Below are 13,002 nucleotides of genomic sequence, written 5' to 3'. Positions count from 1 at the left end.
CGGGTGTATCGTGGGCCAGACCCTTTTCGTGACTTAAAGCCCTGACTCCCTATGCTCGTAGATTCCCATTGCCACCTTGATCGCCTCGACCTTGCCCAGCACGGCGGTTCCCTCGACGCCGCCCTTGAAGCTGCCCGCCAGCGTGGAGTAGGCCACTTCCTGTGTATCGGTGTCAGCGCTGAGAACGCCGCCGACGTCAAGGCCCTGGCTGAGCGCTACACGGACGTGGATTGCTCCGTGGGTATCCACCCGCTGGATCTCAAGCCCGGCGAAGCCCCGGCCCTCGATTGGCTATTGGGCGAACTCAACCACCCACGGGTGGTAGCCATCGGTGAAACCGGCCTGGACTACCACTACGAGCCCGAAGCCGCCGAGTTGCAGCAGGCCTCGTTCCGCCTGCACCTGCAAGCTGCCCGACAGACCGGCAAGCCGGTGATCGTCCACACCCGTGGCGCACGGGCCGATACCTTGGCGCTGCTGCGTGAAGCCGCGCTGCCACAGGCCGGAGTGCTGCATTGCTTTACTGAAGATTGGGACATGGCCAAGGCCGCCCTGGACCTGGGGTTCTATATTTCCCTGTCGGGTATCGTCACCTTTCGCAATGCCGACGCGCTGCGTGACGTAGCCCGCCAAGTGCCGGCCGACCGCCTGCTGGTGGAAACCGACTCGCCCTACCTGGCGCCTATCCCCCATCGCGGCAAGCCGAACCTGCCGGAATATGTGCGTGACGTGGCTGACTACCTGGCAATGCTGCGCGGCGAGTCCTACGAGCATTTTGCCGAGCAAACTACCGAGAACTTCAAGCGACTGTTTCCGCTGGCCCATGTAGCAGTTGGATAAACGCTCGAATTCCAGGCAAAAAAAACCCGGGTTCTGGGGGGGGAATCCGGGCTAAGACCATTAGGAGTAAAACAAGGGCACACAGTCCGTCGGTACCCAGGTCGACGCGTCACTTGGGGGAGATGTCGCGCCGACAGTTGAAGTATTGATCACTATCTCATTCAGTCCAGTCGGATCTGATCGTTTTTTAAACAGATTTGGAATACGCCCGCTTCTCTTGAGTTCTCATTGCTCAGGTGGGCAGGTTCAGGTGATACGTATTATTTCTGACTGATAGAGGCAGGATCGTTGGCGCATTGAAAGTTATGTGCCTGGCGGGTTCACATAGACATTGCCCAACGACCGTTCAGTCGGGATAATCCCTCGCATCGGGTAAATCGTATCGCCACGTATCTGTGGCCCTGCGCAACCCTCCCTATTCCGACCTTTGCAGACCTCTTCCTCATGCACAAAGAACCCCGTAAGGTCCGTGAGTTTCGCCGCCGTGAGCAGGAAATTCTCGACACTGCACTCAAGTTATTCCTCGACCAGGGCGAAGACAGTGTCACCGTCGAGATGATCGCGGATGCCGTGGGTATCGGCAAAGGCACAATCTACAAGCACTTCAAGTCCAAGGCCGAGATCTACCTGCGCCTGATGCTCGATTACGAGCGTGACTTGAACGAGTTGCTGCACTCGGCCGACGTCGACAAAGACAAGGAAGCCCTGTCCCGCGCTTACTTCGAGTTCCGCATGCGTGACCCGCAACGCTACCGCCTGTTCGACCGCCTGGAAGAGAAGGTGGTCAAAGGTCACCAGGTGCCGGAAATGGTCGAGGAGCTTCACAAGATCCGCGCCTCGAACTTCGAACGCCTAACGCTGCTGATCAAGGGCCGTATCAGTGAAGGCAAGCTCGAAGACGTTCCGCCGTATTTCCACTACTGCGCCGCCTGGGCTTTGGTGCATGGCGCCGTGGCGTTGTACCACTCGCCGTTCTGGAGCAATGTGCTGGAAGATCAGGAAGGCTTCTTCCAGTTCCTGATGGACATCGGTGTGCGCATGGGCAACAAGCGCAAGCACAGCACTGAACTGCCAGGCGCTGAAAAGAGTGGTGAAACCCCGGCTACGTAAGTCATTCGCCAATGATTTACTGCCAGGCGCAGTACCCCAGGAATATACTCAGGCAAGGACCTTGCTAAAAGCTGATTTATAAGTCAGCTTTTAGTGCGCCCGAATTATCCTCTGCCGGAGTGATCCATGATCGTTGATCGTCAAGGCAGGCGTTTTCGCAATTTGCGAATCAGCCTGACCTCAGCCTGCAATTACGCGTGTACCTATTGCGTGCCAAATGGCAAGCGGCTGGTGGCTGCCCAAGACGAACTTTCGGCCGAGGCCATGGCTCGGGGGGTGGCTTACCTGATCGAAGCAGCCGGTATCGAGCGCTTGCGCATTACCGGCGGTGAACCGCTGGTCAGCCCCAAGTTGGAAGCTTTCATGGGCGCGGTAGGGCAGATGGGCCTCAGCGACATCAGCCTGACCACCAACGGCCAACTGTTGGCGCGCAAGTTGCCGTTGCTGTTGACCGCCGGCATTCGACGCATCAATGTTTCCCTCGATACCCTGGACGCCGATGCCTTCCGCAGCATCGCCCGTGGCGGCGACCTGGTCACCGTGCTCGACGGCATGGACCAGGCCAGCGCTGCCGGGATCAAGATCAAGGTCAACATGGTGCCGTTGCGCGGCCAGAACCTGGACCAGGTGATGCCGCTGCTCGATTACTGCCTGGAGCGCGGCTACGAGCTGCGTTTTATCGAACTGATGCGCATGGGCCACCTGGCCAAGGACTCCAACGCGTTCCTGCAACAGTTCGTCAGCTTGCAACAACTGCTCAGCCTGATCGGCGAACACCACGAATACTTGCAAGCCAATGCGCCCGTCGACGCCACAGCAGTGCGCTACGAAGTGCCGGGCAAGGGCTTCTTCGGCGTGATCGCCAACGAAAGCGTGCCGTTCTGCCGCACCTGTTCGCGGCTGCGCTTGTCCTCCACTGGATGGCTGCATGGGTGCCTTTCATCGAGCAATCGCCACTACGTCGGTGACTTGCTCGATCAGCCGCGCCACCAGGCATTGCCGGCCCTGCAGGGCTTGCTGATGAAGGCCCTGGGCGACAAACAGGAAGTAGCGTTTTCTGGCGGCGCGACGGTCATGAAGATCATCGGCGGCTAATGTAGATCTTCCGAGTTCACACAAATGAATGTGGGGGCTCGCTCCCACATTTGATTGGGGGCGCTGCTCAATGGCGCGGATTCTGCATCTCACCCCCATTCGCCGGTTTTCCGTCACCGGCTTCTGGAGGATTAGGATGCGTAGTCTGGTTTTGCTGCTGGCGTTGTTGGCCCTGGGCGGTTGCATGACCGTCAGCGATATGGCCGAAGGCACCCGCTATCAGATGAGCGACGCCGGGTTGCTCGACCACAGCGATACCCGGCGTACTGCCTCAGTGCGCATACAGCCGGACTCCTTTGTGTTTATCGCCCAGGGCGCCTTCGTACCGCCGGGCAGTGCGTATCCGCGGCCTAACGTGGTAGCCGAGGAGGCGTTCAACGGCTTCGTCGAATATTTCCCGATGGTGCGTCGTGCGCGCCAACCGGAAGGTCTTGAGCAGGCCATGGCCGAAGCCCGCGAGGCGGGTGCCCACTACTTGCTGTATTGCCGTTTTGCGGCAGCCGATGACCGTATCGGCAATGCCGACGAATGGACTGACCAGCAAGCCCTGGACCGCCTGGGGCTGGACAGCGGCGTGATCCAAGTCATGTTGATCGAGACCAGCACCCAGTATTTGATCGATACTGCCCGAATTCGCAGTCGTGGCGGTTTACTGACGTTCCACGACACATCACCACAAGATCTGATTGCCCGTCCCCTGGCGCAATACGCCCGAGGCTTGTTGGGCATGAGCAATCAGTAGACCTGAGGAGAACCCCATGACCGATTCCGCCAAGGCCAATGATCTATTGGCCCAACTGCCCAAGGGCAAGGGACCGGCGCCGGTGCACCTGTGGAACCCGGATTTCTGCGGCGATATCGACATGCGCATCGCCCGCGACGGCACTTGGTTCTATCAAGGCACGCCCATCGGGCGCAAGCCGATGGTCAAGTTGTTCTCCAACATCATCCGCCGCGATGGCGATGACTATTTTCTGGTCACCCCGGTGGAAAAAGTCGGGATAACCGTCGATGACGCGCCGTTTGTCGCCGTCACCCTGGACGTGCAAGGGCAGGGCGAGAGTCAATTACTGCGCTTTACCACCAATGTCGATGAGCAGGTCGAGGCCGGCCTCGAGCACCCTCTGCGGGTGGTGATCGACCCCGACACCCAGGAACCTGCGCCCTATCTGCGGGTGCGCGCTAATCTTGAAGCCCTGGTGCACCGCAATGCCTTCTATCAATTGGTGGAGCTGGCGGTGAGCCGTCCGATAAACGGTCAGAACTGGCTTGGCGTATGGAGCGGCGGGGTTTTTTTCCCCATTGGCCTGGAACCTTGAAGCCGATTTTGTCTTTGTTCTGAAATAATTCCCTTGCCGGGAATGGGTGCTTTCGGTTATCAATTTGTACATGATTAGACATGTCCGATTTGATAAGAAAAAACGCGTCGTCGACGAACTCATTCGCCGTATCGAGGGTGGAGTGATGGCCGACGGTTTCCTGCTGCCGGGCGAGCACCAACTGGCCGAGGAGTTTGCAGTCAGCCGTGGCACGTTGCGCGAAGCGCTGGCCGAGCTTAAACGTCGTCACTACATCGCGACCCAAAGCGGTGTCGGCTCCATCGTCACCTTTGACGGCATGGTGCTGGACCAGCGTAGCGGTTGGGCTCAGGCCCTGGCGGATACGGGGGCGCAGGTGTCCACCGAGATCCTGCGCTTCGAGGCCGTGACCCGTGCGGACCTGTTGAGCCGTTTCGGCACCGACCAATTCATCGCCCTTGACCGCCTGCGCCGCGCTGCCGACGGGACCCCGGTATCTCTGGAACGCTCGCTGATGCCCGCCGTCGGCGACCTGGAAAGCCTGCCGCGCATCGGCCTGATCGACAATTCCTTGACCATCACCCTGGCGGCCTACGGCTATGTGGGCGCCGATGGCGACCAATGGATCGGTGCCGAGCCCCTCAGCGACGAAGACGCCGAACGGCTCGGGCGGCCGATCGGCACGGTCTTTCTCAAAGCCTCGCGCACCACCTATGACCGTCGCGAGCGTTTCATGGAGCATGTTGAGAGCCTGCTCGACCCTGTGCACTTTCGCCTGCACCTGCAATTCGGAGCGTCGAAATGACAGCAGAACATCGCGCACTTGGTGCCTTCTACGGCTTGGCCCTGGGCGATGCCTTGGGCATGCCCACCCAGTCGTTGAGCCGGGAGCAGGTACGCCAGCGTTTCGGAGCCATCACCGCCCTGGAAGATGCGGGCGCCGACCAGCCCATCGCCCCGAACATGCCTGCCGGCTCCATTACCGATGACACCGAGCAAGCCATCCTGGTCGCCGAGTTGTTGGTGCAAGGCCAGGGTCAGATCGAACCCACGGTGCTGGCTCAGCGCCTGATCGATTGGGAGGCTGTGATGCGCGCCAAGGGTTCCCAGGACTTGCTCGGGCCGTCGACCAAACGTGCCATCGACATGATCCTGGCCGGCCACACCGCGGCAGAGTCGGGGCGCTACGGCACCACCAATGGCGCGGCCATGCGCATCACGCCAGTGGGCATCGCGGCCGATGTCAGCGATCCGGAGCCATTTATCCGGGCGGTGATCCAGGCTTGCCAGGTCACCCATAACACCAGCCTGGGCATTTCCAGCGCAACAGCCGTGGCGGCGGTGGTCTCGGCCGGCATCAACGGAGTGGACCTGGGAGAAGCCCTGAACATCGGCACCCAGATTGCGCAGCGGGCCGAAAACCACGGCCATTGGATCGCCGGGGGGCGCATTTCCACGCGCATCAGCTGGGCGCGCACCCTGAGCGTTGGCAGTGGTGATACAGCGCTGTTTGCGGACCTGCTCTATGAATTGATCGGCACGTCGGTCGCCTCCCAGGAGTCGGTGGTGGTGTCGTTCGCCCTCGCGCAGCAAGTGGCGTCGGGCGAGATGAATGCCTTCGAGGCCCTGTGCCTGGCTGCCAGCCTGGGAGGCGACACCGACACCATCGCCGCGATCCTCGGCGCCATGCTGGGAGCGTGCCTGGGCATGCAATGCTGGCCCGAGGCGCTGATCGAGCAGGTCAAGCAGGTCAATGGCCTTGAGTTGTGGCCGCTGGTTCAAGAACTGCTCAAATTGCGTTGAGCAGCACAAGTCAAAGAAGACCGGGATACCGCTGCACATTGCACATCTGCCACAACCACAATAATACAGGCATCAGGAGCACCCCCTCATGAGCAGCACCTCTTCCGGCCAGGGTGCCGGGCAATTGGAAACACGCGGTATCGAGCCGGTCCCTGAAAGCGAATGCAACGGCCACCCGCTGCAGCTGTTCTGGGTATGGTTCGCCGCCAATATCAGCATCCTCGGTTTGCCGCTGGGCGCGACCCTCGTGGCGTTTCGTGGCCTGGCCATCTGGCAGGCGATCATCGTTGCGATCCTTGGCGCCGCCGGCTCCTTTGCGGTGGTGGGGATTATTTCCATCGCCGGTCGCCGAGGTCGCGCGCCCAGCCTGACCCTGTCCCGCGCCATCTTCGGTGTACGCGGCAATATCGGCCCGACCCTGGTCTCGCTGATGTCGCGCCTGGGCTGGGAAACCGTCAACACCACCACCGCCGCCTTTGTGCTGTTGTCGTTGTGTTCGATCCTGTTCGGTTCGCCAGTGGCGGCGAAAAGCGCGCCGCTGTTGACCCTGGTCTTTATCGCTATCTTCGTGCTACTGACCCTGGCCGTTTCCGGTCTCGGCCATGCCACCTTGCTGGTGATCCAGAAGTGGGCCACCTACGTATTCGGCGGCTTGAACATCCTGGTGGGTGGATTCCTCTGTGCCACCATCGACTGGAGCGCGGTGTTCAACGCCACCCCAGCGCCGCTGAGCGCAATGATCATCGGTGTCGGCACCATGGCCGCGGGTACGGGGATCGGTTGGGCCAACGCCGGTGCCGACATGTCGCGCTACCAGCACCGCAGCGTCAAGGCCGTGCGCCTGGTGGCGTCCGCCGCGTTTGGCGCGGGTATTCCGCTGGTGCTGCTGATCACTCTTGGCGGCCTGCTGTCGGTGGGTAACAATGACCTGGCGTCGGCCACCGACCCGATCATCGCGATCCGCGACATGCTGCCGACCTGGATGGCCGTGCCATACCTGATTACGGCGTTCGGCGGCTTGTTGCTGTCGAACAACCTGTCAGTGTATTCCGCCGGTCTCACCACACTGACCCTGGGCTTGAAGGTCAAGCGCGTGCATGCGGTGATCGTCGATATCGTGGCGATCTTCGCAGGTTCCATCTACTTCATGCTGATCGCCGACAGCTTCTATGGCCCGTTCATTACCTTCATTTCGCTGCTGGCGGTGCCGATCACTGCGTGGGTCGGGATTTTCGTGGTCGACCTGATTCATCGTCACTACTACAGCCCCAAGGACCTGCTGGACGTCAGCCCAAGCAGCGCCTACTGGTATCGCGGCGGCGTGGAATGGCGGGCGTTTGGCGCCTGGGTCGTGGCCATAGTGCTGGGGTTCAGCTTCACCACCATCGGCACCACCGCCGACAACACCTGGTTTGCCGGGCCGTTGTCCGACTCCTGGCTTGGCCATAACGGCCTGGGCTGGATCGTCACGTTCCTGGTGGCTGGCGGAATTTATGCGGTACTGGGCGGCGCGGCCGACCGGCGCGCGGCTTTAGTCGAGAGTCCGAATGTCTAGATTGCTGCACACCGGCCAGGTCATCGTCGACCTGGTCATGGCCCTCGACACCCTGCCGGCAACGGGCGGTGATGTGCTGGCGAAATCCGCCAGTTTCCAAGCCGGCGGTGGCTTTAACGTGATGGCTGCCGCTCGGCGCAATGGCTTGCCGGTGGTGTACCTGGGCCGCCACGGAAACGGGCGCTTCGGCGACCTGGCGCGTGAGGCAATGCAGGCTGAGGGCGTTGAGATGGCCTTGGCGGCCAGCAGCGACAAAGACACCGGCCTGTGTGTGTCCCTGACCGAAGCCAGCACCGAGCGCACATTCATTTCCCATATCGGCGTCGAGGGCGAGCTGAGTGCCGCAGACCTGGCCCGCGCGGTGCCGCGTGCGGATGATTATGTGTATGTCAGTGGTTACAGCTTGCTCCTTGAAGGCAAGGCACAGCCGTTAATTGACTGGCTGTTGGCATTGCCACGAGAGATCGTTGTGGTGTTCGACCCGGGGCCGCTGGTCAAGGCGCCGGATTCAACGTTGATGCGTGGGTTGCTACCGCGTATTGATATCTGGACCAGCAATGGCCCGGAAGCTCTGGCGTTTACCGGGGCGACGGATATCGCCGCCGCGTTGCGCGAACTGAATCGATATTTAGCTGCACAAACGTTGCTCGTAGTACGTGACGGGCCGAATGGCTGCTGGGTGGGACGCACAGGTGAGGTTGAACATGTGCCCGGGTTCAAAGTGCATGCGGTGGACAGTAATGGTGCGGGGGATGCACACGCAGGGGTGTTTATTGCTGGCTTGGCGACGGGTTTGAAGCCGGCTGAAGCAGCACGCCGGGCTAATGCGGCGGCGGCGTTGGCAGTGACTCGTTGGGGACCGGCTACTTGTCCAGGCGCAGCCGACGTTGATGCACTAGTTTCCAGGTAAACATAGATCCAAATGTGGGAGAGGGCTTGCCCCCGATAGCTGAGTGTCAGTCAATACATCTGTTGACTGGTCCACTGCAATCGGAGGCAAACCCCCTGCCACATTTTGATTGGTGTTTAGCCTGCTTTTTTCAGCGCTTGGATCAACTCATCCTTGCGCATGGTCGAGCGCCCGGGGATATTTTTGGCCCGCGCTTCCTTCATCAGGCTTTCCTTGGTTTGCGTACCCAGCGAGGCCCGGCTGCTGCGCGGGTGTCCTTCACGGCTGGCCGCCGCACGCTTGGACGACTCATGCCGATCCTCGGCTTTCTTCGCCGGGGCCTTGCGCCGGCCCGAACCACCGGCTTTTTCACCGCCGCCAGACTGCTTGTTGACGGTGGCCCAGGCACGGGCTTCGGCTTCTTCCTTGGATAATCCCTTGTGCTCATAACTGTCTTCGATATGAGCGGCCTTGCGTTTCTGTTCGGTGGTGTATTTGGCTTTGCTTCCACGAGGCATCGCTAAAACTCCTGCTGGCCCCTGTTACCAGGGGCCAGCCCAGAAATGGATTACTGAGAGACTGCACCGTCCAGCTTGCGCGCCTCATCCACACCCGAGGCAGTCAGCTTGATCGGCAGGTTCAACGAGTATTCACCGGCGTCATCGGTGGTCACATGCCCATCCTTGATCAATCCGCGGTCCTGCAGGAACGCCAAGACACTGGCGACCTCCTTTTCACCGCGGTAATTGTCCAGCACCTCCTTGCCCAAGCCTTGCGGATGGGCGTGCAGCAGACGGGTGAGGACTTCTTTTTCAAGGTTTCTATCGACGTTCATGTGTACCTCTTCACTGGGAAATGGTCGGGTGTCGGTCGTACTACGGGTATCTCAAGGCGCGGGTTGTTTCGGCGCACCTGGGACGTTTGAGTCATCCCCTTTGTTGATTTTCGGCTCATTGTTAGTGGTGCCGGGACCCATCTTGCCGTTGCCGACGGCAGCCGGCGCCTGGCGCTGGGTGTCGTTGCCCTTGGTGCGTGGGTCCGCGCCGTTGTCGATGATCGCGCCACCATTGGTATCAAGGCCGGTGCCCATTGAATCCTGGGATTCCTGGGTGGCGGGGCTAGGCGGGCTACCGACTGGATCAGTCTTGCCGGTAGATGATGTGGCGGCAAACGCGCCCAGGGATGCGGCGGACAACAGGCCGGCGAGGGCGAGGGCAGACAATTTGGAATTTTTCATGAGGGTGTCTCCATATGATTAATGTCCTTACCCTGTATTGGTCCCCCCTCATTCGGTGATCGTGCCTTGATGTCGACGAACGGTATCAATTCGCCTGTATTCGTTTTATGTGCCCAAACGCTGCGCGTTATCAGGCGAAGTGCGGCGATTGCCCAATTGAGTGCGGCGATAACCAGTACGCTCAGCATCATTGCCCAAAGACCGTAATCGACAATGATCTTGCCCGCGAGCCAGGGAAACCCGAAGACGCCGACAAAGTACGCCATGCTGAACAGCAATAACGCCTGGGACGTGGTGCCACTGGGTGCCTCATTGGCCACCAGCCCATTGATCACCGAATACGTCAGGCCATACCCGACCCCCAAAATAGCGGCGGCCAGCAAATAGCTGAGGTTGCCGCTCACACCAAATGCAAACAGCGCGATCGCACCGAGCATTATCCCGGACAACACGCAGGCAGCCTGATAGGCATCGCGCTTGACCACAAAACCGGCGACCAGCAGACGGCTGGTGATCGCTGCCGTCAGGAAGCCGGCAAAGAACAATGAGTAGTCCAGCCCATGGGCAGCGGCGTAGCTGGTCTGGAACGATGACAGCCCACCAAATACGCAACCACCCAGGCCGACCATCAGGATGGCGAACACCGCTTTGGACGACAGTACGCGGCGGCTAGCGAACCAGGTGATCCTCGACGCAGGCACATTCGCATGCCCCTTGAGCAGGGCGCCCATGCGCCAGAACATCACCACGCCGGCAAGGCTGGCCAGACCGGCGATATAGAACGCAGTCGTCAGGGGCAGGTCCAGCGCAATGGCGGCGCGCCCTAGTAAAGGGCCGGAGCCTATTCCGCTCAACATACTGCCCGACAGCAGGGCGAAATACCTGGCACGCTGGCAGGGTTCTACCAGCAGAGTCACGATGATCGGGCCCAGGGTATAGAACACGCCCCAGCCCAGACCCAGAGACAGCCCGAACAGCATCAAGCCCTGACCAAACCCAGGCGTCAGGGCGAACCCCAGGCAGGCCAACACCAGCAATACGCCGGCGCTCGCAATTGCTCGCGCCGCGCCCAGCGCATCCGCCAAATGCCCGGAAAGAAGCACCGCCACAAAAGTGCTGAGCATTGCCGTGGCAATCACACTGCCAGCGTCGTGCTCATTGCCGCCGCGTGAATGAATCAGCAGCGACAGCAAAAAGGTCGAGCCATAGGAGAGCGACAGCAGGAAACTGGCGAGGCAGAACAGCGCGAAAGTCTTTGCGCCGACTGGAGACGTGGCGTGCATGAGCAGGACCTGATCGTTGGATTTATGCCAACTGTTTACCATGGGTATCCAGCGGGATTGTTCTGTGTTTGCCGGTGCTGGCATCCCGGTGCAGCGGAGTAAAACATGCTCCTGGGTATGAAATTGCGCTGCAATCGGTCACTGAACCGCCTTAGTATGTGGGCTCTGAATTTACCCAAGGCTTGCCCATGACCATCGAGATTCGCCCCGCCGTGCCCAGCGATGCTGCGCAGATCCTGACCTTTATCACCGAGCTGGCCGAGTACGAGAAAGCCCGGCATGAGGTGATCGCCAGCGTGGTGGATATCGAACGCAGCCTGTTCAGCGAAGGTGCCACGGCCCATGGCCTGATGTGTCTGCGCGACGGCCTGCCGATTGGTTTTGCGGTGTTCTTTTTCAGCTATTCCACTTGGCTGGGCAGCAACTGCCTGTACCTGGAAGACCTTTATATCAACCCGGAACAACGTGGCGGCGGGGCGGGCAAGAAGTTGCTGCGCCACTTGGCCAAGATCGCCTGTGACAATGGTTGCGGTCGCTTTGAATGGAGCGTGCTGGACTGGAACGAGCCGGCAATCGCCTTCTATAAGTCCATCGGCGCCCAGCCGCAGGAAGAGTGGGTGCGCTATCGTATGGAAGGTGATGCGCTGAGGGATTTTGCCCAAGGCTGACGGTCTTCGGAACCGGCTATGAATGGCCGGTTTTTTTTGCGATTACTCACAATGTGGGATTGAAATTTATATATTGAGATATTTCAAGATCTAGGTTTATAGTCGCCTGCATCAGCACTCACTATCAAAAAATAAAACAGGTGAAGCGATGCAGGCACAACCGTTGTCACTACCCGCGGTGCCCGAGCCGACTTACGGCGAGCGTTTGAAGAACAAGGTAGTGATCGTCACCGGCGCTGCCCAAGGCATTGGCGAAGCGATTGTCGCCTGCTTCCAGGCCCAGCAGGCGCGTTTGGTGATTGCCGATATCCAGGGCGAAAAAATCGAGAAGATCGCCGCCCATTGGCGCGAACGCGGTGCGCAGATCCATGCCCAGCCCGTCGATATCACCTCCAAGGATCAATGGCGGGCGCTGGTCAACCTGGCGATCGAACGCTTCGGCCGCGTAGATGTGCTGGTCAACTGCGCCGGGGTCAATGTGTTCCGCGACCCCTTGGCGATGACCGACGAAGACTGGCGCCGCTGCTTTGCCATCGACCTCGACGGCGCCTGGTACGGCTGCCGCTCGGTGTTGCCGCACATGATCGAGCAGGGCATCGGCAACATCATCAATATTGCCTCCACCCATTCCAGCCACATCATTCCCGGGTGCTTTCCCTATCCCGTCGCCAAGCATGGCCTGCTCGGCCTTACCCGCGCCCTGGGCATCGAATACGCGTCCAAGGGCATCCGTGTGAATGCCATCGCCCCGGGTTATATCGAAACCCAGCTCAACGTCGACTACTGGAACGGTTTCGCCGACCCTCACGCCGAGCGCCAGCGCGCGTTCGACCTGCACCCGCCCAAGCGCATCGGCCAGCCCATCGAGGTGGCGATGACCGCGCTGTTCCTGGCGACCGACGAGGCGCCCTTTATCAATGCCACCTGCCTGATGATCGATGGCGGGCGGTCGGTGATGTACCACGACTAAAGCGTTTTCCAATAACAAGAAGGAGGTGGTTCATGTTCAAGAAGGCACTCGGGGCTGTGGCGCTGGCGCTGGCGTTCAGCGGCGTTGTATCGGCTGAAGAAGTGAAGATCGGCTTTCTGGTCAAGCAGGCCGAAGAACCCTGGTTTCAAACAGAATGGGCCTTCGCCGAAAAAGCCGGCAAGGAACACGGTTTCACCGTGATCAAGATCGAGCACATCGCGGTAGCCCTGCTGTTCAAGATGTTCCACCGCGAT

The 13,002-nt window shown here is 60.2% G+C and carries 15 protein-coding genes and 1 pseudogene; 12 read left to right on the top strand and 4 right to left on the bottom strand.

All coding sequences use genetic code 11. The features are described 5' to 3' along the window. Nucleotides 1-51: 51 nt before the first annotated feature. From ASD70_RS14790 to ASD70_RS14750, 9 genes are all read left to right on the top strand, one after another. Nucleotides 52-840, top strand: coding sequence for a TatD family hydrolase (locus tag ASD70_RS14790; RefSeq protein ID WP_046069144.1), 789 nt, complete (start codon nucleotides 52-54; stop codon nucleotides 838-840). Nucleotides 841-1,284: 444 nt separating this feature from the next. Continuing rightward, on the top strand, nucleotides 1,285-1,950 hold the full coding sequence (locus tag ASD70_RS14785; RefSeq protein ID WP_046069143.1) for a TetR/AcrR family transcriptional regulator: 666 nt from the start codon (nucleotides 1,285-1,287) through the stop codon (nucleotides 1,948-1,950). Between the two features lie 126 nt (nucleotides 1,951-2,076). Continuing rightward, entirely contained in the window at nucleotides 2,077-3,045 is a 969-nt protein-coding gene (locus ASD70_RS14780; RefSeq protein ID WP_056846816.1) for a GTP 3',8-cyclase MoaA, read from the top strand. Nucleotides 3,046-3,181: 136 nt separating this feature from the next. Further along, nucleotides 3,182-3,787: a DUF4823 domain-containing protein gene (locus tag ASD70_RS14775; protein WP_046069142.1), complete on the top strand. Its 606-nt coding sequence runs from the start codon at nucleotides 3,182-3,184 to the stop codon at nucleotides 3,785-3,787. Between the two features lie 16 nt (nucleotides 3,788-3,803). Next, on the top strand, nucleotides 3,804-4,364 hold the full coding sequence (locus tag ASD70_RS14770; protein WP_046069141.1) for a DUF1285 domain-containing protein: 561 nt from the start codon (nucleotides 3,804-3,806) through the stop codon (nucleotides 4,362-4,364). Between the two features lie 70 nt (nucleotides 4,365-4,434). Beyond that, entirely contained in the window at nucleotides 4,435-5,148 is a 714-nt protein-coding gene (locus ASD70_RS14765) for a GntR family transcriptional regulator (protein WP_046069140.1), read from the top strand. Beyond that, nucleotides 5,145-6,146 carry an ADP-ribosylglycohydrolase family protein gene (locus ASD70_RS14760; protein WP_056846815.1) on the top strand — a complete coding sequence of 334 codons (1,002 nt, stop codon included), beginning with the start codon at nucleotides 5,145-5,147 and terminating at the stop codon, nucleotides 6,144-6,146. Before ASD70_RS14765 ends, ASD70_RS14760 begins: the two co-directional genes overlap by 4 nt. A gap of 88 nt (nucleotides 6,147-6,234) precedes the next feature. Beyond that, the gene (locus tag ASD70_RS14755) at nucleotides 6,235-7,701 is read left to right on the top strand and encodes a purine-cytosine permease family protein (RefSeq protein ID WP_046069138.1); all 1,467 of its coding nucleotides are present in this window, start codon (nucleotides 6,235-6,237) and stop codon (nucleotides 7,699-7,701) included. Next, complete coding sequence (locus ASD70_RS14750; RefSeq protein WP_056846814.1) at nucleotides 7,694-8,611, top strand: PfkB family carbohydrate kinase; 918 nt, start codon at nucleotides 7,694-7,696, stop codon at nucleotides 8,609-8,611. Before ASD70_RS14755 ends, ASD70_RS14750 begins: the two co-directional genes overlap by 8 nt. 116 nt (nucleotides 8,612-8,727) lie before the next feature. Here ASD70_RS14750 and ASD70_RS14745 read toward each other — a convergent pair whose 3' ends face one another. Genes ASD70_RS14745 through ASD70_RS14730 form a run of 4 tightly spaced genes read right to left on the bottom strand, consistent with a single transcriptional unit; the run spans nucleotide 8,728 to nucleotide 11,110 of the window. Then, nucleotides 8,728-9,108 carry a Rho termination factor N-terminal domain-containing protein gene (locus ASD70_RS14745; protein WP_043050076.1) on the bottom strand — a complete coding sequence of 127 codons (381 nt, stop codon included), beginning with the start codon at nucleotides 9,106-9,108 and terminating at the stop codon, nucleotides 8,728-8,730. Nucleotides 9,109-9,158: 50 nt separating this feature from the next. Continuing rightward, a complete protein-coding gene (locus ASD70_RS14740; RefSeq protein WP_043050075.1) occupies nucleotides 9,159-9,425 on the bottom strand; it encodes a hypothetical protein in 267 nt (88 codons plus the stop codon). 51 nt (nucleotides 9,426-9,476) lie between these two features. After that, nucleotides 9,477-9,827, bottom strand: coding sequence for a hypothetical protein (locus ASD70_RS14735; protein ID WP_046069135.1), 351 nt, complete (start codon nucleotides 9,825-9,827; stop codon nucleotides 9,477-9,479). Next, nucleotides 9,824-11,110, bottom strand: a complete 1,287-nt coding sequence (locus ASD70_RS14730; RefSeq protein WP_235577304.1) for an MFS transporter — start codon at nucleotides 11,108-11,110, stop codon at nucleotides 9,824-9,826. Before ASD70_RS14730 ends, ASD70_RS14735 begins: the two co-directional genes overlap by 4 nt. 188 nt (nucleotides 11,111-11,298) lie before the next feature. On the opposite strand from ASD70_RS14730, the gene ASD70_RS14725 reads away from it, so the two are divergent. The 3 genes and pseudogenes from ASD70_RS14725 to ASD70_RS14715 form a co-directional block, all read left to right on the top strand. Beyond that, nucleotides 11,299-11,778: a GNAT family N-acetyltransferase gene (locus ASD70_RS14725; RefSeq protein WP_043050118.1), complete on the top strand. Its 480-nt coding sequence runs from the start codon at nucleotides 11,299-11,301 to the stop codon at nucleotides 11,776-11,778. Nucleotides 11,779-11,926: 148 nt separating this feature from the next. Further along, entirely contained in the window at nucleotides 11,927-12,748 is an 822-nt protein-coding gene (locus ASD70_RS14720) for an SDR family oxidoreductase (RefSeq protein WP_046069134.1), read from the top strand. A 32-nt stretch (nucleotides 12,749-12,780) separates the two neighbouring features. Further along, nucleotides 12,781-13,002, top strand: a pseudogene (locus ASD70_RS14715) (hypothetical protein); the annotation flags it as partial.

The organism is Pseudomonas sp. Root569, assembly GCF_001427465.1.
Classification (GTDB): Bacteria; Pseudomonadota; Gammaproteobacteria; order Pseudomonadales; family Pseudomonadaceae; genus Aquipseudomonas; species Aquipseudomonas synxantha.
This window is presented reverse-complemented; position numbering and strand designations above follow the sequence as displayed.

Coding starts and splice junctions, on each gene's coding strand:
- ASD70_RS14755 (WP_046069138.1), top strand. CDS start 6,235: ATGAGCAGCACCTCTTCCGGCCAGGGTGCCGGGCAATTGGAAACACGC.
- ASD70_RS14750 (WP_056846814.1), top strand. CDS start 7,694: ATGTCTAGATTGCTGCACACCGGCCAGGTCATCGTCGACCTGGTCATG.
- ASD70_RS14725 (WP_043050118.1), top strand. CDS start 11,299: ATGACCATCGAGATTCGCCCCGCCGTGCCCAGCGATGCTGCGCAGATC.
- ASD70_RS14790 (WP_046069144.1), top strand. CDS start 52: ATGCTCGTAGATTCCCATTGCCACCTTGATCGCCTCGACCTTGCCCAG.
- ASD70_RS14770 (WP_046069141.1), top strand. CDS start 3,804: ATGACCGATTCCGCCAAGGCCAATGATCTATTGGCCCAACTGCCCAAG.
- ASD70_RS14765 (WP_046069140.1), top strand. CDS start 4,435: ATGATTAGACATGTCCGATTTGATAAGAAAAAACGCGTCGTCGACGAA.
- ASD70_RS14730 (WP_235577304.1), bottom strand. CDS start 11,110: ATGCACGCCACGTCTCCAGTCGGCGCAAAGACTTTCGCGCTGTTCTGC.
- ASD70_RS14745 (WP_043050076.1), bottom strand. CDS start 9,108: ATGCCTCGTGGAAGCAAAGCCAAATACACCACCGAACAGAAACGCAAG.
- ASD70_RS14720 (WP_046069134.1), top strand. CDS start 11,927: ATGCAGGCACAACCGTTGTCACTACCCGCGGTGCCCGAGCCGACTTAC.
- ASD70_RS14785 (WP_046069143.1), top strand. CDS start 1,285: ATGCACAAAGAACCCCGTAAGGTCCGTGAGTTTCGCCGCCGTGAGCAG.
- ASD70_RS14735 (WP_046069135.1), bottom strand. CDS start 9,827: ATGAAAAATTCCAAATTGTCTGCCCTCGCCCTCGCCGGCCTGTTGTCC.
- ASD70_RS14760 (WP_056846815.1), top strand. CDS start 5,145: ATGACAGCAGAACATCGCGCACTTGGTGCCTTCTACGGCTTGGCCCTG.
- ASD70_RS14740 (WP_043050075.1), bottom strand. CDS start 9,425: ATGAACGTCGATAGAAACCTTGAAAAAGAAGTCCTCACCCGTCTGCTG.
- ASD70_RS14775 (WP_046069142.1), top strand. CDS start 3,182: ATGCGTAGTCTGGTTTTGCTGCTGGCGTTGTTGGCCCTGGGCGGTTGC.
- ASD70_RS14780 (WP_056846816.1), top strand. CDS start 2,077: ATGATCGTTGATCGTCAAGGCAGGCGTTTTCGCAATTTGCGAATCAGC.